The organism is Ruminococcus sp. 8Y-12 (assembly GCF_058119865.1).
The window spans coordinates 4,479,653-4,500,000 of sequence record NZ_CM176623.1 but is presented as its reverse complement, the minus strand read 5'-3'; the positions used below and the strand labels follow the sequence as shown (position 1 = coordinate 4,500,000).

Below are 20,348 nucleotides of genomic sequence, written 5' to 3'. Positions count from 1 at the left end.
ACGCCGGCTGGCAAGGTTAAGCGCAGAAAGCGTGGAGCCGGAGGGAAACCAAGTCTTAAAAGGGCGTCCAGTCAGCCGGGGTAGACCCGAAACCGGGTGATCTATCCATGTCCAGGTTGAAGTTGCCGTAAAAGGCAATGGAGGACCGAACCCACATCCGTTGAAAAGGGTGGGGATGAGGTGTGGATAGGGGAGAAATTCCAATCGAACCCGGAGATAGCTGGTTCTCCTCGAAATAGCTTTAGGGCTAGCCTCGTGTTACTCTTGTGGAGGTAGAGCACTGAATATCCTAGGGGGCGTCAAAGCTTACCGAAGATTATCAAACTCCGAATGCCATAAAGAGGATGCACGGGAGTCAGACTGCACGAGATAAGTTGGGCAGTCGAAAGGGAAAGAGCCCAGACCTCCAGCTAAGGTCCCAAAGTACGTGTTAAGTGGAAAAGGATGTGGGATTTCGAAGACAACTAGGATGTTGGCTCAGAAGCAGCCATACATTAAAAGAGTGCGTAATAGCTCACTAGTCGAGAGGTCCTGCGCCGAAAATGTCCGGGGCTGAAACACGGCACCGAAGCTGAGGAATGTATGTAAATACATTGGTAGAGGAGCATTCTTAAAGAGAAGAAGCTGTACCGAAAGGAGCAGTGGATTTTTAAGAAGAGAGAATGCCGGAATGAGTAGCGAGAGAGAGGTGAGAATCCTCTCGGCCGAATATCCAAGGTTTCCAGAGTAAAGCTGATCTGCTCTGGGTAAGTCGGGGCCTAAGGCGAGGTCGAAAGACGTAGTCGATGGACAACAGGTTGAGATTCCTGTACTATGGTATAACAGAACTGTGGGGACACGTGTGGAAAGCACAACCCGGGAGTGGAAAACCCGGGGCAAGCGGGGCAGGAGTATGATTGGAAAAACCGTCATACAATCCGAAGACGTGATGCGTACCGAACTAGAGTAGGGAAGTGTGTGAGCCATGCGTCAAGAAAAGCCGCTATTGTTTATATCATACCCGTACCGTAAACCGACACAGGTGGATGAGGAGAGAATCCTAAGGCCGACGGAAGAAGCATTGTTAAGGAACTCGGCAAAATGACCCCGTAACTTCGGGAGAAGGGGTGCCTCAGAAATGAGGCCGCAGAGAATTGGCCCAAGCAACTGTTTAGCAAAAACACAGGTCTATGCAAAACCGCAAGGTGAAGTATATGGGCTGACGCCTGCCCGGTGCTGGAAGGTTAAGGGGAGAGGTTAGCGCAAGCGAAGCTTTGAACTTAAGCCCCAGTAAACGGCGGCCGTAACTATAACGGTCCTAAGGTAGCGAAATTCCTTGTCGGGTAAGTTCCGACCCGCACGAAAGGCGTAATGATTTGGGCACTGTCTCAACAATGCATCCGGTGAAATTGAAATACCAGTGAAGATGCTGGTTACCTGCGCCAGGACGGAAAGACCCCATGGAGCTTTACTCCAGCTTGATACTGGGATTCGGTATTGCATGTACAGGATAGGTGGGAGGCAGAGAATTGGTGACGCCAGTTGCCAAGGAGCCGCTGTTGGGATACCACCCTTGCAGTATTGGGTTTCTAACTAGCCGCCGTAAACCGGCGGGAGGACAATGTCAGGCGGGGAGTTTGACTGGGGCGGTCGCCTCCGAAAGGGTATCGGAGGCGCTCAAAGGTTCCCTCAGAATGGTTGGAAACCATTCGAAGAGTGCAAAGGCAAAAGGGAGCTTGACTGCGACACCGACGGGTGGAGCAGGTACGAAAGTAGGACTTAGTGATCCGGTGGTAGAAAGTGGGATTGCCATCGCTCAACGGATAAAAGCTACCCTGGGGATAACAGGCTTATCACTCCCAAGAGTTCACATCGACGGAGTGGTTTGGCACCTCGATGTCGGCTCATCGCATCCTGGGGCTGTAGTAGGTCCCAAGGGTTGGGCTGTTCGCCCATTAAAGCGGTACGCGAGCTGGGTTCAGAACGTCGTGAGACAGTTCGGTCCCTATCCGGCGTGGGCGTAGGATATTTGAGAGGAGCTGACCTTAGTACGAGAGGACCGGGTTGGACTGACCACTGGTGTACCGGTTGTTTTGCCAAAAGCAGAGCCGGGTAGCCAAGTCGGGAAGGGATAAACGCTGAAGGCATCTAAGCGTGAAGCCCCCCTCAAGATGAGATATCCCCCGCAAAGCGGTAAGACCCCTTGAAGACGACGAGGTAGATAGGGCAGAGGTGGAAGTGCAGTAATGTATGGAGCTGACTGTTACTAATAGGTCGAAGGCTTAACCAAGAAGGTAAGGGTTAAAGAGAGTAAGAGAATACTGGAATACTAGAATACTGGTTAAGAGTAGGATAGGTAAATGGATGGTTGAATAGATCTGTGTGTGGTTTTGAAGGTATATGAACGAAAAGCAGATACCTTCACAAAAGAAGAAAGAAAAAATAGAATAGTCCTCGATAGCTCAATGGTAGAGCATTCGGCTGTTAACCGAAGGGTTGTTGGTTCGAGCCCAACTCGGGGAGCTTATGGAAAACCGTAGACGTTAATGTTTACGGTTTTTTGTTTGTGAAGAATAAAATGTCATTAATATGCCTTATGTATATCAAAAAACATGTTAAAAAGACCAGGTCATCTCCAGAAATTGACCTGATCGTTTTGGCATGTTTTCTATATACAAACTCCCGCAGTGGTCTTTTTTGCTTGCATTATTGTTCAAAATAACATATTATTAAATTAGAATAAACTACAGGGGGATAAAGAGAATGTCAGATTCGGAGAACTCATATCTGGAATTTTGTTCAGATGGTCTCCACTTTTTATTACCACTTTTTTGGGTTGAAAGTATAAAGGATGAAAAAGAAGTCACGGATGAATTGTTTCTAATGGATTTCTGCAAATTTATTGGTGGGGAGAAAGCGGGGACGGGAAGGTACATCATAATTCTGAGAAGAGAAGAAATCAGATTTGGAATCTTGGTGGAAGAAGTGATTGGCATACGGGAGATTTTGGAACAGAAGTTTATTGATTTGCCGCCAGTGGTGCTGAACAAGGATAATCAGTATCTAAAATCAGTGTTTTACCAAAAGGATTTGAAAGAGGAGGATACACTGGCATATCTTTTAGAACCTCAATATTTGACGGTTGAGAAGGAGTAGAGCTTAGAGGAAAATGAAGTTTATTACAGCCAAGAGCAGGGCAAGAGTGTTATATCTGGATGAATTAAATGTACAGGAAATTCTATCAAAACCAAGTTTTTATAGAGTACCCGCCAGTCCCATAAAAGTAGCGGGGCTTATTTATTATAACCAAAAGCTAATACCGTGCTATTGGATGGCAAAGGGGATAAACCCAAACTGTGCAATTTTGTTGAAAGCGCAGAGTGGGTATGTTTTTGGCCTTTTGGCAGAAGCAGTAGGGGAAGAGGAGACAGAAGCAGACATCTTATCCGCGCTTACAGAAGGAATATGGGAGAAAAAGAGTGATTAGATTAAAAGAAAAAGAGTTTGCAGAGATTGTTGAATACATGAAGACAAACTATGGGATCAATCTCGAAAAAAAGAAGGTATTGATAGAGTGCAGGATGACAAAGATATTGGAAAAGTATGAATTGTCTTCTTTTCGGGAGTATTTAGATCAAATGTATAAGGATAGAAGCGGTAAGATGCAGGACGACATGGTTAACAGGCTGACTACAAATTATACATATTTTTTGCGGGAACAGGAACATTTTGATATTCTCAAACAGTACATCTTTCCGGAGCTGTTTGAGAAAAGGCAGTTTAAAAATATTACCATCTGGTGTGCAGGCTGTTCTACAGGCGAAGAGTGTTATACACTGGCCATGGCCCTTGAGGAGTATAGAGGGAAGGCAAATCTGAACTTTCACATTAAAATATTGGCAACGGATATCTCAGAGGAGGTATTAGAGCAGGCACGCAGAGCAGTTTATCCCGACCGGGAATGGAAACGGATTCCTGAGAGATGGCGTGGAAAGTACTGTCAGACTGTAGACAGCAAAAATTTTGAAATCGATGAAAAGATCAAGTATTATGTTCACTTCCAAAAACAGAATCTGATGACACCATGTGTGAAACAAGAACAGTTTGATTTAATCTTGTGTAGAAATGTTATGATCTATTTCGACAAAGTTTCTAAGGAGAAGCTGATTAAAAAGCTTGAAAAGAGCTTAAATCCGGGAGGCTATCTGCTGATTGGCCATGCGGAATTACTCTCAAGAGATGAGACAGAACTGGAGGCTGTCTATCCTGCCATCTATAAAAAAACAGTATAATATCAGCGTAAAATCTAATAAAACAGAGGAGAAGGTATGGACAACAAAATAATGATAGTGGATGATGCGATGTTTATGAGAAAATGTATTCGTCGGGCTCTGGAGGCAAGCGGATATGGTGAAATACAGGAGGCCCAGGACGGGGAAGAAGCGCTCAGGCTATTTCGGGAATATGTTCCCGATTTAACCATTTTAGATATCACTATGCCTGGAAAATCGGGTCTTGAAGTCTTGGAGGAGATTAAAACATTGAAACCGGATGCCAAGGTGGTGATGTGTTCTGCGATCGGCCAGGAAAGTATGATTCAGAAAGCCATACTGGCAGGTGCGGAGGACTTTATAGTAAAACCCTTTAAGGCAGAAATACTTGAGCGTATAGTGGCAAATTGCCTTTCAAATTAGGACATTTTGGAGAAGAGAAGGAATATGAGAAAACGTTTTAAAAACCTAAAAATCGGAACAAAACTTATAATAGCATTTGCGTTAGTTTTAGTTATGTATGTACTGACAGTGGCGGTCACAATTATGAACAACAGAAATATGCTGACTAGAATGGAGAAGCTCTACAATGAGCCCTTTGACAATGTACAGACATCTATGGAAATGGCTGCGAATCTACAGGGCGTCGGCAGATATCTGGCCATTCTCACAGCTACAGATCAGGTGGTTGATGAAGAACAGTATCTCAATAACGTAGAGGATATGATTCAAAAAGTAGATACTGGTTTAGAAAGATTGAGTACAGGATACGTAAGCGGAGAAGAGCAGGTAAATAAGTTAAAGAAGGAGTATGAAATCCTTATCCAGTACAGAGACAAGGTTATTTCGCTTTTGGAAGAGGGCAATAAAGAGGAAGCTTTAAAAGCATTTATTGGGGATTATCTGCAAAAGTCGGAGCAGGTGAAAAGTACGCTGGTGGAGGTGGTGAATATCACTACAGCAGACGCTGAGAATAGTTTGAAATCCACAAAGGCTTTTAGTGAGAACAGCATTGCATTTTTTGTGATTCTGGCGGTGGCCATTGTGTGTATCACAATTATCTTGTGGATATTGATCACAAGAAGTATCTGCAAGCCCATCTATATGGTAAAGATGGCGGCCAATACTATTGCGGGCGGCCAGCTTCACATTAATTTAGCGTATACATCTGAGGATGAGCTGGGTGAATTGGCTGAGGATATCAGAGCAACAGCGCTAGCACTGGAAGAGTATGTGGTTGAAATAAAGAGAGGAATGATCGCCCTAGGCGGCGGAAATCTGAAATACCAGCCCCAAGTGGACTTTAAAGGTGATTTCAAAGCATTGGAGGAAGCACTGAGGGAGATCGGTGATTTACTCAGGCAGTCTATTCAGCAGATTGGAAACAGCGCGGAGCAGGTGTCCGTGGGAGCGGAGCAGGTGGCCAACGGAGCCCAGGCGATGGCCCAAGGCGCATCTGAGCAGGCAAGCTCTATCGAGGAGCTGGCTGTAAGCATCAATGAAATTGCTGACAGTGTGCAGGACAATGCAGGAAATGCACTGCAATCCAAAGAACGGGCCAATAAGGTGGAACAAAGCCTGACAGAAGGCGATGGACAGATGGATGAACTTTTGGATTGCATGCAGCTTATTAAGAAAAATTCCAGGGAGATTACGAGTATAGTAAAGGAAATTGAGGATATTGCATTTCAGACAAATATATTGGCTTTAAATGCCTCTGTGGAGGCGGCCAGGGCAGGGGAAGCTGGAAAGGGATTCTCCGTAGTTGCCGGTGAAGTGCGGCGGCTGGCCTCAAAGACATCCGGGGCGTCCAAGCTTACAGCGGGGCTGGTTGACAAAAATACGGAGGCTGTAAATGCAGGGCTGAATGCAGTAAACATAGCAGCCCAGACACTGCAGGAGTCTGTAAAAGGTGCACAGGAGGTAAATGATATGGTGGAAAATATCTCATCTGCCTCTGTACAGCAGGCGGATGCGGTTGCGCAGATCAGAAGGAGTGTGGAATTGATATCAGATATTGTCCAGGGCAACTCTGCAACTTCGGAGGAGAGTGCCGCTGCCAGTGAGGAGCTATCAGCTCAGGCTCAGATATTAAAAGAGCTGGTGGATCAATTTGAAATATAAATCAGGAAAAGAGGCAGCAAAATGAAGTGTTATTCGGAGTTGGACGAAGTGTCCAGAGACATACTCAAGGAGTTCGGAAACATTGGAACGGGAAATGCAGTAACATCGCTATCACAGATGATGGATTGTACTATGGTCATCAATACACCTATATTTAAAATAGTAAAGTATCAGGAAATATATAATATCCTGGAAAAGGCGGAGGAACTGCAGGCTGGTATTTTGGTAGAGGTGGTTGGGGAGCTGAGAGGAGTATTTTTATTCCTGCTGAACGACACATTCACAGAAGCTGTTCTGAACACGCTGCTGGAACCAAAGGCAAGAAGCCTGACCGATTTGGACCGTATGGAGAAATCTCTTATATCGGAGATGGGGAATATCATGTGCGGGTCCTATATAAGAGCTCTCTCACAGCTGTTGGATTCGGAGATGGATGTCTCTATTCCGCATCTCTGTATCGATATGGGAGGCGCGATATTGAGTGTTCTGTTTTCAAAGTTCCTGCAGATGGGGGACGATATTATGTTGATAGAGAATGAATTTCAGATGGATGAAGGCCAGTCTTTTTTGGGGCGAATCCTGTTTCTGCCGGAAATATGTTCTTTAGACAAGGTACTTCAAAAAGCTAAGGAGTAGGGCTATGAAGCAGATAATTGTGGGCATCGCAGAGGGAAAAATAGCCAGTCAGGGCGAGGAGCTGATATCCTATGCTTTAGGTTCATGTGTAGGAGTATGTCTCTATGATCCGAAAAAGAAGTTGGGCGGAATGGCGCACATTGTACTTCCTCATAATACTTGGGGGCTTAATCACATGAACCCTTATAAATTTGCGGACGAGGGTATTGAAGCGCTCAAACATGAGATGATCCGCTGCGGGGCGAAAAGTGAAAATCTGATCGCAAAGATTGCGGGAGGAGCAAAAATGTTTCAAAGCGCAGGGAAAGAATGGGAGATTGGGGAACGAAACATTTATGCTGTTAAGGCGGCCCTGCAAAGAGAAGGAATCCGATTGTATGGAGAGGACACAGGGAGAGATTATGGGAGAACAATCCGATTTTCTACGGATGACGGAAAATTGACGATAAGCACAGTTAAGAAAAAGGTTTGGGTGCTCTGAGAAGAATTGATGGAGGCGGATATGGAAAATGGAGATAAACAGATTGTTTTAGTGGTAGATGACAGTCTTTTAATTTGCAAACAAGTCAGAATGATACTGAAAGAGGAAAATATATTTATTTGTGAAGCACACAACGGGGAAGAGGCAAACAGCATGGTGGAGCAATATCAGCCGGATCTGATTCTTCTGGATGTTGTGCTGCCGGATACAGATGGCTACCATTTATGTGAACAGTTGAAAAAGACGGATAAAAATGACGCAGTCATTATCTTTTTGACGTCCAAGGATAAGGATGAAGATGTTGTCAAAGGGTTTGCCATGGGGGCATGTGATTACATAAAGAAGCCATTTGCCCAGCAGGAGCTGTTGTCCAGAGTGAGGGCACATTTGCAGATAAAACGGCAGAAGGATGAACTGAGCAGACAGAACAGGGAGCTACGCAGCAGCATGGAGAAGTTGAACTACATGGCGTTCCGGGATGGGCTGACAGGGCTTTACAACCGCAGATATGTGGTGGGAGATCTAATGGAGGAAATGCAAGAGTATCAACAGGAAGACTTGACCAATGTACTGATTCTGGCAGATATTGACGACTTTAAGAAGATCAACGACACCTATGGTCATGATGCAGGTGATGCGACTCTTGTATGCGTGGCCAATATTATGGAGGGAGTCTGCCGGAAACACAGGGTGATCCGGTGGGGCGGAGAAGAGTTTCTGATTGTTTTGTTCAGTGTCACAAAGAGGGAGGCTGAACGGATCAGTGAACAAATTCGCTCCGATATTGAGAATTTTGAAGTATTTCACGGCAATGGTAAATTTACATGCACAATTACTCTGGGTCTCCATGAGTTTCGAGAGGATATGGGTGTGGAGGAGAATATAAATTGTGCGGATCATGCCCTCTATCAGGGAAAGCGCAGCGGGAAAAATCGCTGTGTGTGGTATAAGTCAGCAGAATAGATGGAGAAAATTATGGGGTATTTTGATTTGGACTCTGCCGAGATGGTGGAAGTATATTTGCTGGAAGCAAAACAGCTGATTGGCCAATTAAATGAGGCGATATTAGCAGCAGAGAAAAAAGGTGCCTTTGAGGAGAGCGATATTCACTGCGTATTTCGGGTTATGCATACACTGAAGAGCTCTTCTGCAATGATGGGTCTTCAGGATCTCTCTGTTATGTCTCACAAGATGGAAGACCTTTTTTCCTATTACCGGGAAGAATTGGGCAGAATCGACCGTCCGGAACAGGAGCTATTGGATCTTCTGTTTGTTGTTTCTGATTTTATTGAAGATGAACTTAAGCAGATGGAGGAAGAGGATTACCAGCCAAAGAATACGGAAGAACTTCAGCAATGCATAGAGGACTACCTGAAGAAGGTGTCCGGGGAAGAGAATCAAGAAGAACAGGTCACTTCTCAGAGCGAGGAACCTGAGAAAAAGATTGATTTTTTTGAGGGGAAAAGCGGGGTGGTTGTGAGGATCACGCTGGAGACAGGCTGCAGAATGGAAAATATTCGGGTCTTCATGCTGGTTCGCCAAATAAGTAATCTCTGTTCCATGGTGGAGACATATCCTGATAATTTAGAGAAGGATCAGAGCGCAGCGGAGTATATTGAAAAGAACGGTGCCTGGATAAGATTTGAAAGCGAGAATAAGGAAGAGGTACTGGAGAGTCTGCAAAAAGGACTTTTTGTGAACTCCTGCCAAATCATAGCGGACCGCTCTGAGATGGAGAGCGAAAGTCCCACAGAGGCCAAGGGCCCGGTTGAGGATGATAATAAGAAAGAGACAGAGTATTTAAATGTGCGTATGGACCGTCTGGATCAATTGCAGAATCTGACAGGTGAGCTCCTGATTCAAATGCTTTCCCTGGATAATGAGCTGAGACAAAGAGGGATGGATGAACTGAGGGAGGGGACTGCGCATCAAATCAGCCGTCTGGTCAGTGAGTTGGAGAGAACGGTCATGGAGACCAGACTGGTACCGGTGGACCGGTTGGTTCCCAAGCTACGCAGAATTATGAGAGACATCTGCCGTAACCAGGAAAAAGAGGTGGAGCTGGTAATTCAGTGTGGTGATATTGAGGCAGACAAGAGTGTTGTGGACTATGTCTCAGAAGCTCTCCTGCATATAATGAGAAATGCAGTGGACCACGGAATCGAAGATCCTAAGGAGCGTGTGGCAGCCGGGAAGAACCGGAAAGGAATAGTGACTTTTCGGGCCGAGAGCGCAGCCGGAGAGCTGAAAATAGCCATCAGCGATGATGGGAGAGGAATCGATGTGGAAAAGATTCTGATTAAGGCCAGGGAAAAAGAACTGCTTAACAAACAGGAGGATGAATACACCTTTGAGGAGGCATGTCAGCTGCTTCTGCTGCCCGGATTCACAACAAACAGAGAGGTTACAGAATATTCCGGCAGAGGGGTAGGATTAGATGTAGTAAAGGAGATACTGGAGAATGTGGGAGGTCACATTCATATAAAGAGTGAAGTTGGAAAAGGCAGCACCTTTTTAATTACAGTACCTCTCAATCTTGCGACAATGGAGAGTGTAAGGTTTGGGATTGGCGATTACAGGTTTTCAGTGCCAGCCCGGAATGTGTATCGCTTTTTGGAGTATGCAAGGAACACAAAGTGGATTGCGCAGACTGAGGGAAAAGATTGGATCATGTATGAAAACCGTATGGTTCCACTGGTTGACTTGAGAAAATTTTATCAGATTGAGGGGGAGACACCGGAAAAGGCAATCCTTATCTATTTAAACAGTGGAAAAACAGAAGGCTGCATGTTGGTGGACAGAATGTACGAGCAAAAAAGAATTGTTATCAAACGTCTGCCATCCCTATTTGGCTTATACTTTCGTGGGAATACAGGTGTCTGTGGTTTTAGTATTATGGGAAGCGGGAAGATCTGCACTGCACTCGATACCGAGATTCTATTAGAGCTGTTCGAGAAGGAGGGAAGGTGTGAATATGGAAACAAATAAGGAGCTGTTGTGCATTCCGGGTAAGGGCAGGAATTACGCATTGGAGTTTTCCTGTCTGGAAGAAATATGCCAGGAGGTATACCCCTCCAAGGTGCCCTGCCTTCCCCAATATTATGCTGGTGTCTGGAATTACAAGGGGACCATTATCCCCATGGTCAGACTGGAGGAAATTTCACGGAATACAGAGAGTATCGCATTGATTGTAAAGTGCGGAGGGCATGAGTTTGGGCTGTTGGTAGAAAACGAACCGTATATCGTCCATACAGGTGAAATAGAAGCTGTGGAAATTCCAGGAGAGTCCGGAGTTACAGGTATCTGGAAGATAAAAGAGATGTTTCGAAATGAAGAGCAGCTCTTTAGTTTGATTGATATGGAGAGAACTGTGGAGAATCTGATTCTGTCATAGACAGTCTAAATAGCTTGAGAAAAAATGTAAAAAAATTAAAAAAACACCTTGCATATTTCGAGATTATATGATATTATTATTTTCGGTCACTGCTGAAAGTGGTCCTGGAAAACCGAAAAGGCTCCTTGGTCAAGCGGTTAAGACATCGCCCTTTCACGGCGGTAACACGGGTTCGATTCCCGTAGGAGTCATTTGAGAAAACGCTATCCGTACATGCCGATGTGGCTCAATTGGCAGAGCAGCTGATTTGTAATCAGCAGGTTATCGGTTCGAGTCCGATCATCGGCTCTATGGACCTTTAGCTCAGTTGGTTAGAGCAACCGGCTCATAACCGGTCGGTCCTGGGTTCGAGTCCCCGAAGGTCCATTTGTTTTCTTAATTAAATTTGTTTTGGCCCAGTGGCTCAGTTGGTTAGAGCGTCGCCCTGTCACGGCGAAGGTCGTCGGTTCGAGTCCGATCTGGGTCGTTTGCATTGATTTGTCAATGCAGCGAAGTATGTGTTTTGGGATCTTAGCTCAGCTGGGAGAGCATCTGCCTTACAAGCAGAGGGTCATAGGTTCGAGCCCTATAGGTCCCACTTTGGTAGAAATACCAAATGCCGCAGTGGCGGAACTGGCAGACGCACAGGACTTAAAATCCTGCGAGGGTTAAACTTCGTACCGGTTCGATTCCGGTCTGCGGCATTTATATTGTTTAGAGTAAGAGAGTGAAATTCTTAGGAATTTTGCTCTTTTTCTGTTTGCCCGCAATAATTCGTTTAAAATGCTTTAACTTCCATTATTTACCATATATAAATTGAGCCTTTTGTCAAAGTAGGACTTTTTTCGTGGTATAATCTTAGAATAAATTTGTTGGCGAACAGGAGGAACATACGATGCAGGACAAACAGAAACTAGTTATTATGACAGCAGCAGACATCAAGGCCTTTCAGGAGTATCTCTTTGAGAGAGAATACTCAATGGCTACCGTGCGAAAATACGTTACTGATATGAATACTTTCTTTCGCTTTTTGCAGGGGAATCAGGAGATAGATAAGGCAAGACTTTTGGCGTATAAGTGCTGGCTTTTGGAGCGATATTCCATTGCCAGCGTCAACTCTATGCTTGCAGCTCTCAATCAGATGTTGGTCTTCTGCGGAGCCGCTGACCTGCGGTTGAAGAGAGTCAAGATTCAGAGGCAAAATTTCGCAGATAATGGAAAAGAGATGACGAAGGAGGAGTACAGAAGATTAATTGATGCAGCACTCCAAAATGGAAAGTCACAGTTGGCATTGATTATTGAGACAATCTGTGCAACCGGGATCAGGATCAGTGAGCTGACCTATTTTACTGTGGAGCAATTGAGACGTGGGAATGTAAAGGTTCGGAATAAAGGTAAGACAAGAATTATCCTGATACCGGATAAGCTTCGCCTAAAACTGCTCTATTATATCCAGCGCAGAGAGATTCAGTCAGGGTGTATTTTTGTAAGCAGGAATGGCCGTCCCAAAGACCGAAGTAATATCTGGTCAGAAATGAAAGCACTTCATACAAGAGCAAATGTCTCCCGACAGAAAATCTTTCCCCACAATCTGCGCCATCTATTTGCAAGAGTCTACTATGGGAGGACTAAAGATATGTCAGGCCTGGCGGATATTTTGGGGCACAGTAGTCTGGAGACCACGAGAATCTATACTGCATCCTCAGGGAATATCTATCAGGAACGAATAGAGCGGTTAGGATTGGTCACATAAATATACCACATAATAATAGTTATGTGGTAAAGTCCGGAATATTTATACCAATATATCTCAATAATACCTTTAATTCTATATTATCTGGAATATTTTGTCAATCAGCAGAAGCAAAACACGGAAATTGCTTGTGACGCTTTTGTGACATATCTGCAAAATTCTACAGTTTTTTAAAATATTGCTTATTTATACCTTTTGTAAGCATGAGAGTTGTCCCCTGGCTACCACATAACTATTATTAAGTTGTAAAAAAGCTGAACAGGCAGAAAAAGAATAGAGTGAGGGAGAAAAAGGAGGCGGAATTGTGGAGACAAAAGGGCTTTTGGAGACGTTAGCTATAAATATAGGGTGCTCGTATCTTTCAGAACTGCACACTGCATACCGATACAGAGAGATATGCAGGGAAATTGTAGGGTTGGATATGGAAAAATATTCCATAAGAGAGTGGAACGATGCGGTTGGCTACATAACGGGGGAAAAAGTCATCTTTTCTTCCCCCAAGGAAGCCAGAGCGTATCTATTAGAGAGAATTAGTCAAGAGCGTAATTTGTAAATCAGGACTGGAATCGGGGGATAGTTTGCCCGGTTGAAATAGTCAGAACGGATAACCAGATAGAGGCGCTGGTCCAAGGCTTTCACATAGGTGAGAAGGGCCTCTTTTTCTTCAAATCCTGTATCACTACCACTGTAGATACATAAGGACATAAGCCCGCCCGGCCGTAAAAGCTCTAAACCTGATTTTACTGCAGAGACACTGCTGGCAGCATGAGTGGATTTCTGATGGTCCCCACCTGGAAGATATCCGAAATTGAAGACAATGCAGCTTACGCTTCCGGGGGAGGCATACAGCTGCATATGCTCATGGGTGTCTAAGATCAGACGATAATTGGGGAAGACCTCTGCCTTCAGAAGTCTTTTTTTGTGTTTTCTATTGCCGCTGGCTGAATATCAAAGGCCAGCACCGTACCCTGAACACCGGCCAGACGGCAAAGCAGTTCGGTATCGTTTCCGTTACCCATGGTAGCATCAATACAGACATCTCCGGGGCGAACATGTTCTTCTATAAAATGATGACACCACTCTGTAATCTGAAAGTTTTTCATGGCAATCACCGCTCCTTTCCAGTTGTGCGATAAATTCCTCTATGATGAAAATTTCCGGATGCGTAGTGGAATTCCCAAGCGGTCTGCAAGCTGTTGACAGGAACGTATTTCGTCCTCAGAAAGCACATCCACAATGGAGAGTTTGACACTGGGAAGGTATTTTTTGCACTGGGAAGCAAATTCTAACATGCCTTCAAAGGCATGTTCGCAGACAGGCCTGGTGACTTCATTGTACTTTTGAGCATCAGGGGCGTTTAAACTAATGGAGACAGCATCTACCACCTCTGCCAGCTGAGGAACGATGTCTTTGCCGTGATACAGGCTTCCAAGACCGTTAGTATTGACACGGATTGAGAGGCCAAAATGCTCTTTGGCATATTGGGCGGTGGTGATCAGGGTGTCAAGTGCGCAGGTGGGTTCTCCGTAACCGCAGTATACCAATTCCGTAAATCCAGTGAAATCAAAGGAAGCCATGGCATTCTGAATCTCCTCACAGGTGGGATCTGTCCCATGCCATAAGGTATCCGCGTCTCCGATACCGTCCTCCTGAGTTCGGATACAGAACCTGCATCTGCAGTTGCATTTGTTGGTTATGTTTGCGTAGACCTGGTTTTTATAAGTGTAGAGAATTTCAGCCATAATGGGCCTCCTTTTGCAATTTGGATTTTATGTGGACCTTATCAAACGATACGGCTAATACAAAGAATAAGACTGCGCTGCCTCCTGACTGAACCGCACTACCCGCAAAAGAGGCGAGAGGAGCGACAAAGGAGCCAAACAGGAGTCCTTCTGCCAGATAATAGCCTGTTGCTGAGAACAGGGCTGCGATAAAGGGTGCAGCCGCGTTTCTGGGGGTTATGATGCGGGAAGGTCTGCTGGTAAAGGGGAGTACAATGAGCATCTTGATCATCACGGTTGCAGGCGCCCACATGGGCGCGGTCAGCAGGTCAGCGAGTCCTCCGCCGATCCCTGCCGCGGCCAGGGCATAGGGGCGAGGCAGCAGTACAGCAGCCAGATAAATCAGGGTGTCTCCAAAATGGATGTATCCACCGTTAGCACCGTACGGAATATGACATACGTATGCGGTCATTAGGGTGATCATTGCGGCAAAAAGTCCCGTCAAAGTAAGTTCCTTGTTTTTCATAGGCAGTCCTCCTGTTTGATTTGGCTAGTGGCTGGGAGGAGCAGAGAAAGATATTTCTCGTAGTTTACACCGTCATTAAAGGGCACCTTCTCTATCACAGAGTCCTCAAGTGCTTTCTTTAAAAACTCTCCGGCCAGCTGAACCGTATTCGTCAGATTGTCCCCGCGGGCTTTGCCTCCGGCTAAGACAGAGGCAAACAGGTCCCCTGTTCCGGAATAACTGCCTCCCAGATCAGGGAAAGAAGCCAGGTGCCGCACATCCTCTGCAATACACAGGTTTCCAATGCGGGGAGAACCATCTGCGGCGCTTAAATAACGTATTCCGGTAACAGCCACTGCTTTTGTTCCCTGTTTGCAGAGTTTACGGCACATTTCCTCAATGGCAGCGAAGAGCTTGCTGCTCTCATCTGCGCTTGGCAGTGAGTAGAAGTCAATATCTGCTAACAGACACAGCTCCGTGAGGTTCGGAGTAGTCAAATCAGCCCGAAACACAAGCTCTCTCATACGGGCACGGAGCTGGTCTGTGTACATACCGTATGTTTTTCCGTGGTCTCCCATCACTGGATCAACCAGAAGAAAGTTGTGATCCGGCTTGTAGAAGGTGTCCAGGAATGTAAAGATTTTATGGATTTGTGCTTCTCCGGATACATAGCCGGTGTAAATACCATTGAACTGGATATTCATCTTAGACCATTCCTGTCGAAAGCGCTCCATCCTGTCTGTGTAGTCATCACAGTAGTAGCTGGGATAGCCAGTCTGGGCTGTGAGCACAGCAGTTGGGAGAGGACATGCCTGCACCCCCATGGCGGACAAAACGGAAATGGCGGCTGTCAGAGAACAGCGTCCAAATCCGGATAGATCGTTTATTACAGCTATTTTTTTAACCATAGTAGTTTTCTCCTTTATTCGAGGACTATCATACCACAAAAGTGGATGTATTAAAAAGTCCAGATGGCAACGAAAAGACCAAGCCAGTTTGATTGTGGGAAAGAGTACTTGAGCCTTCTAACGTTTTAGGATACAATAGAAAGAAAAGACAGAATAGGAGCAAAGGATGAAACTGTTATTTAAACAGAGAGTATTCTCTTGGTTTGACAGCTATGATATTTACAATGAAAACGGAGATACTGTATATCAGGTGAAGGGGGAATTTTCGTGGGGACACCGCCTTCAGATATATGACGCGCAGGGAAGCCATATTGGAACAGTGAAAGAGAAGATGTTGACTTTCCTGCCTAAATTTCAGCTGAGTGTAGGAGATCAGTATATTGGAGAGGTGGCTCAGGAACTGACTTTTTTAAAGCCCAGGTATCTTCTGGAATGTAAGGGCTGGGAGATTCAGGGAGACATCTTTGAGTGGAACTATCAGGTGATGGACCAAAACGGAGCGTTGATCATGAGCGCGGAGAAAAAACCGCTGAATTTTTCAGACACTTATATTCTGGATATTGTGGACAGCAAGGACGCGCTCTACTGCCTCATGGTCGTACTGGCTATTGACGCGGCCAAGTGCTCCAGAAATAACTGAGACGGTAATGATTTTGCGGTCAGGGAAGAGCAAAAGTCCTTTCTTAACCACAAAAAAAGCCCCCGCCCGATGAATATCAGACAAGAACTTTTAAGCGTGCGTTAGAGGATTCGAACCCCCGACCTTTTGGTCCGTAGTTAGTTAAGTTCTAAAAATCTCCAATTAAGTCTATTTGTGCAAAAGTGACGTGTTCTAATATGTATCTCATGTTACTTGAACTGTCAGACCGATTGGAAAATGTAATTTTTAATTTTGAGATACAATTTAACTCTTTTATATCATGACGTATAATGTTATAATTTGTAGTATATCTATAGGGAGGTGTGTGTTATGATCTTTCGATATTCTGCATTAAATTCTTTTTACAGTGTGATATTTTCAGCGATAGATGTACTTATCCTTGCGCTGGCGGTAATAGGGTTAATTACAGTTATTCGATTCTTTGCAGGTAAGAAAAAGAAGTAATAAAAATGGAGCCTAAATACAGGCTCCTATTTTAATTTAAATGTTTTGGCAACAATTTTTTTCGCTTTTTCGTTCCTCTTCTTTTTGGCTTCAATTTCCTTTGCGTCTTGTTTTACTTTCCGTTCGTATTGCAAATCAGTGTGTAGTACATTTTTATTTAACATCTTTTGAGTGAGCAGGTCTATATCTTCTTTTGTGATTTCATTCTGTGTTTTTTTTCGTTTAAGCATAATTCATTTCTCCCTTACAGCAATCTTATACAATTTCTCAGTATCCCTTTTTTTTACCCAGTTCCTGAAATTGATGATTTTGGGCTGTCTGGTTCTTTGTGTATATCTACCATGGCTTCTAATTTTCCTAGTAAACGATATTGTTCTTTTTCGGGCAATAGACGAAAATTATATAATAGTTCTGATTCTGAATCAGATAGCTTAACAGACTTCTCTTGCCCTAGTATCAAATATTCAACAGATATATTCAAGAGTTCGCAAATGCGTCCTATGTATTCTGCAGGCGGATTGTTTCCCCTTTTTCTCCATGTGCTAACAACTGACTTAGAAATATCTAATGTTTGGGCCAAATCTATCATTTTGATGTTTTTTTCATCCATGATCTGAAACATTCTTTCATTAATTGTCATAAATAAACTCCTTGAAAAGTATGCAAATACGTTCAAAACATATTGACAAGTTCGCAAATTTGAACTATAATAAAGATATAAAAGTTGACACCTTTGTACCTGTTAATTATTAATTATAGCATTGGAAAAGATGTTTGTCACGGCTTTTATACCGTCTCCGGCATCCAGAGGGAAAGGAAGGAAAGAATATGACAGAGCAGGAAATCAAGAGAAAATTTATGGAATCAATCGACTTTGAAAAGAAGCTGGTAGACAGTGTATTAGAAAGTGGAACATGTCGAATGGCTGAAAACTTTTATTACCGTCTGGAGGGTGTTTTAAAAACGGCTTTTGAATTTGGAGCGATTACAATGGATGATCGCAGTAAAATCCATGATCAGTATCGTGAATTGGTTTTCTCTGATCCGAGATCGGAGGTGTAAGATGGCAAAACGAAATAGTAAAAGCGTCCGGTTATCTGATACGGTTTTGAAATACATAGAGCAGTATGAAGGAGAGGGATTTAACCAGAAGTTTGAAAATATTATCCTGTACGCGATGCAGACAGAGGATGAGAGGCGGGCCAGGCTGGACTGGATCAACAGCCGGATCGAAAGTCAGCGTGAAGTACTTAAGCGGCTTGAAAAGGACTGTACTACATTGAGTAGTGCAGTCCGTGAAGCGATCCGGATAGATGGCAGTATCAATGCTCTGCGGCGCCGCATAGAAACGGCCTTGCTGCTCGATGTGGTGTCGGAGCTGCAAAAGCCTGTATCTCAAAAGTAGCTGGCTGGCCGGCGTTGCTGCAGGAAAAGTGAGATACGCCAACCCCTGGGCTGTACGGTGTGCAGTATGGCCCTCCAACACGGGTGCCGGAGGGCGGTTTATCGCCCGGAGAAACCCGTGAACGCGCCAACGGCGCGTTGTATGCCTGGAAACTCAAAACCAATGCCCGGCAGCGGCAGCGCGCCGGGAAGCCTAAAAATTTCCGCTGCCGCAAATAGGGCATTGGGCTTGACTGCCCTGTACCTTCCGCTTTAAATTCCTTCCGGGAGGGTGCGGGGCCTGGCATGCACAAAGAAATTAAAGTAAACTTCCTCCCGTGCGCTATGGGCTTTGGCCTGAGGGGGAAATTTCGCAATAGAATATTTCCCTCAGGCCAAAGCCCATAGCGCACGGACAAAGAGCACCGGGAAGGCGGGAACTTAGGCCAGCAATCAGGAAATGTATTTCAGTTTTCCGGCTGCAGCGGAAAATCTGGAGTGGGATGTGAGATACAAAAATAATCTGTTTCAGTTTTTAGGCTGGAGCAGTTTATATAGAACCATATGACAAATCAAAGAAACCTAATGATCTGGCAGTGACCAGGTGATAGGACAGGAGGAAAAGGAAGAATGAACGAAACAAGAATTTTATTAATGTTTGCAAACGAGTATGACATTCAGGACGAAAGAGGAAGGGCAGTAAAGGGCTGTACCATTAACTACTATTTCTTTGGACAGAATGGGGAAATGCTCAGCCTTCGCGAAGGCAGGGAAGGAAGTCTTGGCTACCAGCGTGCGAAATGTTCTATAGATTACGCAAAAAGATCCCAGATTAACAGGGTCCCTGCAATCTATGACGGGGTGTTTGAGATGGCGGTTGGAAGTGACGGAAAGCCTGTCATGAAGTGCGTAGATCTGCATTATGTGCAGGATGTTGCTTTTAATACGATTCCGGTTAAAGAGAAATAGGAGGGGGCTATGTTAGAGAAACTAAAGCCATCTGTAAAGGAACCCAGCGAACAGGATCAGGAATTAGAGAAGCAGTGGGCAACGGTATTCCAGCTTTCGAACGCATCAACGGAACAGCTTGCATTATACCGCACGCAGACGCTGAAAAAGCTGAATGATAATATCAGCCAGGTTGTAAAGCTTCTGAGGACAATAAAGAAATTAATGATAGGGGCAGTGATCTGTCTTGTAATCATTGCCTTGTTCGTATAAGGAGGCTTGAATGGATGGAGAAATTACCCTTGAAAATGCGTCTGGAACGGATGCTGTACAAACTGAAATCCTTGAGGTTCTCCGTGGAATTTCGATTAAGCTTGATCTTATCCATGATGATCTCCAAAGCTCTGGAACTTCTGAAAATGCTGTGGAAACTGTAGAGCAGGTAATTGGTGAAGATGAACCAGTGGCAGAAACAGAAACGGAACTGCCATATCAGCAGGATCTGGAAGAACTTAAATCAACCGTGTCAGACATTAGCCGGACTCTCACGGCTATGGAGGGTGAGACGGAATATAATTATCAGGAATCCATAGATAAAATCCAGGCACAGACAAAGGAAGTAAATACTTCTGTTCAGAAGGTAAATTCTGCGGTGGCAGTAGGTAGCTTTGGAATTTTTATTCTGATTGGTATTGTTTTGGCCTGGGTTGTCTGGCGGCGGTTATAAGGAGATTGTTTATGGATGAAGCTATATTAAGACACTTTTTAAGCTTGTGTATATCAATTGGCCTTGGTGGAGGATTTATGATCTCAACCATATTGATTTTTATAACTTCGGTTATTTTTAAGGCTATGAGTCTTTTAAATAAACAATAAATTAAAGGAGGATAACTACATGGGAGAAGAAATCACGACAGCATTTTCGACAGCACTTACAACTATTAAAACAGACGCAATGTCGCTGATCGCGACAGCTCTGCCGCCTGCTCTGCTGATTACAGGCGTATTTATTGTCGTAAAGCTTGGTGTAAGATTTTTCAAATCAGTTGCCGGCTGATGGCATCAAAATTTAGGCGGTACGGTTTCGGCCGTATCGCCTTTTTTCATGGATGTATCTCAGGCCCCGGTCAGCTCCGGCCCGATCGGCAGCTGCAGCGGAAT

General features: G+C 44.6%; 27 protein-coding genes, 7 tRNA genes and 1 rRNA gene (1 of these 35 cut by a window edge). 28 read left to right on the top strand and 7 right to left on the bottom strand.

The window, feature by feature from the left end; genetic code table 11:
• The 20 genes from AC0THY_RS18360 to AC0THY_RS18265 all read left to right on the top strand — a co-directional run.
• Positions 1 to 2,269 (top strand): 23S ribosomal RNA (locus AC0THY_RS18360); it begins 620 nt to the left of the window's first position.
• A gap of 161 nt (positions 2,270 to 2,430) precedes the next feature.
• Positions 2,431 to 2,502: transfer RNA gene (locus AC0THY_RS18355), tRNA-Asn, on the top strand.
• Between the two features lie 240 nt (positions 2,503 to 2,742).
• Positions 2,743 to 3,135, top strand: coding sequence for a chemotaxis protein CheW (locus AC0THY_RS18350; RefSeq protein ID WP_489992028.1), 393 nt, complete (start codon positions 2,743 to 2,745; stop codon positions 3,133 to 3,135).
• A 13-nt stretch (positions 3,136 to 3,148) separates the two neighbouring features.
• Positions 3,149 to 3,466 (top strand): hypothetical protein, encoded by a 318-nt coding sequence (locus tag AC0THY_RS18345; RefSeq protein ID WP_489992027.1) that lies wholly within the window; start codon positions 3,149 to 3,151, stop codon positions 3,464 to 3,466.
• Positions 3,459 to 4,271: a CheR family methyltransferase gene (locus AC0THY_RS18340; protein ID WP_489992026.1), complete on the top strand. Its 813-nt coding sequence runs from the start codon at positions 3,459 to 3,461 to the stop codon at positions 4,269 to 4,271. The genes AC0THY_RS18345 and AC0THY_RS18340 overlap by 8 nt, the downstream gene beginning before the upstream one ends.
• A gap of 36 nt (positions 4,272 to 4,307) precedes the next feature.
• On the top strand, positions 4,308 to 4,673 hold the full coding sequence (locus AC0THY_RS18335; RefSeq protein ID WP_489992025.1) for a response regulator: 366 nt from the start codon (positions 4,308 to 4,310) through the stop codon (positions 4,671 to 4,673).
• Between the two features lie 24 nt (positions 4,674 to 4,697).
• Positions 4,698 to 6,374, top strand: a complete 1,677-nt coding sequence (locus tag AC0THY_RS18330) for a methyl-accepting chemotaxis protein (protein WP_489992024.1) — start codon at positions 4,698 to 4,700, stop codon at positions 6,372 to 6,374.
• Positions 6,375 to 6,395: 21 nt separating this feature from the next.
• Positions 6,396 to 7,010 carry a chemotaxis protein CheC gene (locus AC0THY_RS18325; protein WP_489992023.1) on the top strand — a complete coding sequence of 205 codons (615 nt, stop codon included), beginning with the start codon at positions 6,396 to 6,398 and terminating at the stop codon, positions 7,008 to 7,010.
• 4 nt (positions 7,011 to 7,014) lie between these two features.
• Entirely contained in the window at positions 7,015 to 7,491 is a 477-nt protein-coding gene (locus AC0THY_RS18320; protein WP_489992022.1) for a chemotaxis protein CheD, read from the top strand.
• Positions 7,492 to 7,512: 21 nt separating this feature from the next.
• Positions 7,513 to 8,454 (top strand): diguanylate cyclase, encoded by a 942-nt coding sequence (locus AC0THY_RS18315; RefSeq protein WP_489992021.1) that lies wholly within the window; start codon positions 7,513 to 7,515, stop codon positions 8,452 to 8,454.
• Positions 8,455 to 8,466: 12 nt separating this feature from the next.
• Entirely contained in the window at positions 8,467 to 10,479 is a 2,013-nt protein-coding gene (locus AC0THY_RS18310; RefSeq protein ID WP_489992020.1) for an ATP-binding protein, read from the top strand.
• Positions 10,466 to 10,885: a chemotaxis protein CheW gene (locus tag AC0THY_RS18305; protein WP_489992019.1), complete on the top strand. Its 420-nt coding sequence runs from the start codon at positions 10,466 to 10,468 to the stop codon at positions 10,883 to 10,885. Before AC0THY_RS18310 ends, AC0THY_RS18305 begins: the two co-directional genes overlap by 14 nt.
• A 119-nt stretch (positions 10,886 to 11,004) precedes the next feature.
• Positions 11,005 to 11,076: transfer RNA gene (locus AC0THY_RS18300), tRNA-Glu, on the top strand.
• 24 nt (positions 11,077 to 11,100) lie between these two features.
• Positions 11,101 to 11,173, top strand: a tRNA-Thr gene (locus AC0THY_RS18295).
• Between the two features lie 4 nt (positions 11,174 to 11,177).
• Positions 11,178 to 11,251 (top strand) — tRNA-Ile (locus tag AC0THY_RS18290).
• A 26-nt stretch (positions 11,252 to 11,277) separates the two neighbouring features.
• Positions 11,278 to 11,351, top strand: a tRNA-Asp gene (locus AC0THY_RS18285).
• Between the two features lie 38 nt (positions 11,352 to 11,389).
• A tRNA-Val gene (locus AC0THY_RS18280) sits at positions 11,390 to 11,462 on the top strand.
• Between the two features lie 20 nt (positions 11,463 to 11,482).
• A tRNA-Leu gene (locus AC0THY_RS18275) sits at positions 11,483 to 11,568 on the top strand.
• Positions 11,569 to 11,759: 191 nt separating this feature from the next.
• Positions 11,760 to 12,617, top strand: coding sequence for a tyrosine-type recombinase/integrase (locus AC0THY_RS18270; RefSeq protein ID WP_489992018.1), 858 nt, complete (start codon positions 11,760 to 11,762; stop codon positions 12,615 to 12,617).
• Positions 12,618 to 12,921: 304 nt separating this feature from the next.
• Positions 12,922 to 13,170 carry a hypothetical protein gene (locus AC0THY_RS18265; protein WP_489992017.1) on the top strand — a complete coding sequence of 83 codons (249 nt, stop codon included), beginning with the start codon at positions 12,922 to 12,924 and terminating at the stop codon, positions 13,168 to 13,170.
• On the opposite strand, the gene AC0THY_RS18260 is transcribed toward AC0THY_RS18265, so the two are convergent.
• Genes AC0THY_RS18260 through AC0THY_RS18240 form a run of 5 tightly spaced genes read right to left on the bottom strand, consistent with a single transcriptional unit; the run spans position 13,152 to position 15,751 of the window.
• Positions 13,152 to 13,493 carry a tRNA (mnm(5)s(2)U34)-methyltransferase gene (locus tag AC0THY_RS18260; RefSeq protein WP_489994220.1) on the bottom strand — a complete coding sequence of 114 codons (342 nt, stop codon included), beginning with the start codon at positions 13,491 to 13,493 and terminating at the stop codon, positions 13,152 to 13,154. The genes AC0THY_RS18265 and AC0THY_RS18260 overlap by 19 nt on opposite strands.
• A gap of 29 nt (positions 13,494 to 13,522) precedes the next feature.
• The gene (locus tag AC0THY_RS18255; protein WP_489992016.1) at positions 13,523 to 13,720 is read right to left on the bottom strand and encodes a hypothetical protein; all 198 of its coding nucleotides are present in this window, start codon (positions 13,718 to 13,720) and stop codon (positions 13,523 to 13,525) included.
• A 39-nt stretch (positions 13,721 to 13,759) separates the two neighbouring features.
• Entirely contained in the window at positions 13,760 to 14,359 is a 600-nt protein-coding gene (locus tag AC0THY_RS18250; RefSeq protein WP_489992015.1) for a TIGR04100 family radical SAM protein, read from the bottom strand.
• Positions 14,352 to 14,864 (bottom strand): TIGR04002 family protein, encoded by a 513-nt coding sequence (locus tag AC0THY_RS18245; RefSeq protein WP_489992014.1) that lies wholly within the window; start codon positions 14,862 to 14,864, stop codon positions 14,352 to 14,354. The genes AC0THY_RS18250 and AC0THY_RS18245 overlap by 8 nt, the downstream gene beginning before the upstream one ends.
• A complete protein-coding gene (locus AC0THY_RS18240; RefSeq protein WP_489992013.1) occupies positions 14,861 to 15,751 on the bottom strand; it encodes a pyridoxamine kinase in 891 nt (296 codons plus the stop codon). Before AC0THY_RS18240 ends, AC0THY_RS18245 begins: the two co-directional genes overlap by 4 nt.
• A 166-nt stretch (positions 15,752 to 15,917) precedes the next feature.
• Between AC0THY_RS18240 and AC0THY_RS18235 the strand changes: the two genes are divergently transcribed.
• Positions 15,918 to 16,391, top strand: coding sequence for an LURP-one-related/scramblase family protein (locus tag AC0THY_RS18235; RefSeq protein ID WP_489992012.1), 474 nt, complete (start codon positions 15,918 to 15,920; stop codon positions 16,389 to 16,391).
• Positions 16,392 to 16,882: 491 nt separating this feature from the next.
• Here the strand turns inward: AC0THY_RS18235 and AC0THY_RS18230 are convergent, their stop codons facing one another.
• Both AC0THY_RS18230 and AC0THY_RS18225 read right to left on the bottom strand, forming a co-directional pair.
• Positions 16,883 to 17,086, bottom strand: a complete 204-nt coding sequence (locus AC0THY_RS18230; protein WP_489992011.1) for a hypothetical protein — start codon at positions 17,084 to 17,086, stop codon at positions 16,883 to 16,885.
• Positions 17,087 to 17,139: 53 nt separating this feature from the next.
• Entirely contained in the window at positions 17,140 to 17,496 is a 357-nt protein-coding gene (locus AC0THY_RS18225) for a helix-turn-helix domain-containing protein (protein WP_489992010.1), read from the bottom strand.
• 188 nt (positions 17,497 to 17,684) lie between these two features.
• On the opposite strand from AC0THY_RS18225, the gene AC0THY_RS18220 reads away from it, so the two are divergent.
• The 7 genes from AC0THY_RS18220 (at position 17,685) to AC0THY_RS18190 (ending at position 20,244) form a co-directional block, all read left to right on the top strand.
• The gene (locus tag AC0THY_RS18220; RefSeq protein WP_489992009.1) at positions 17,685 to 17,918 is read left to right on the top strand and encodes a hypothetical protein; all 234 of its coding nucleotides are present in this window, start codon (positions 17,685 to 17,687) and stop codon (positions 17,916 to 17,918) included.
• A 1-nt stretch (position 17,919) separates the two neighbouring features.
• Complete coding sequence (locus AC0THY_RS18215; protein ID WP_489992008.1) at positions 17,920 to 18,261, top strand: hypothetical protein; 342 nt, start codon at positions 17,920 to 17,922, stop codon at positions 18,259 to 18,261.
• Positions 18,262 to 18,869: 608 nt separating this feature from the next.
• A complete protein-coding gene (locus AC0THY_RS18210) occupies positions 18,870 to 19,208 on the top strand; it encodes a hypothetical protein (RefSeq protein WP_489992007.1) in 339 nt (112 codons plus the stop codon).
• Between the two features lie 9 nt (positions 19,209 to 19,217).
• Positions 19,218 to 19,460 carry a hypothetical protein gene (locus AC0THY_RS18205; RefSeq protein ID WP_489992006.1) on the top strand — a complete coding sequence of 81 codons (243 nt, stop codon included), beginning with the start codon at positions 19,218 to 19,220 and terminating at the stop codon, positions 19,458 to 19,460.
• A gap of 10 nt (positions 19,461 to 19,470) precedes the next feature.
• The gene (locus tag AC0THY_RS18200; RefSeq protein WP_489992005.1) at positions 19,471 to 19,914 is read left to right on the top strand and encodes a hypothetical protein; all 444 of its coding nucleotides are present in this window, start codon (positions 19,471 to 19,473) and stop codon (positions 19,912 to 19,914) included.
• Between the two features lie 11 nt (positions 19,915 to 19,925).
• Complete coding sequence (locus AC0THY_RS18195; protein WP_489992004.1) at positions 19,926 to 20,063, top strand: hypothetical protein; 138 nt, start codon at positions 19,926 to 19,928, stop codon at positions 20,061 to 20,063.
• 19 nt (positions 20,064 to 20,082) lie between these two features.
• Positions 20,083 to 20,244, top strand: a complete 162-nt coding sequence (locus tag AC0THY_RS18190; protein ID WP_489992003.1) for a hypothetical protein — start codon at positions 20,083 to 20,085, stop codon at positions 20,242 to 20,244.
• Positions 20,245 to 20,348 lie beyond the last annotated feature (104 nt).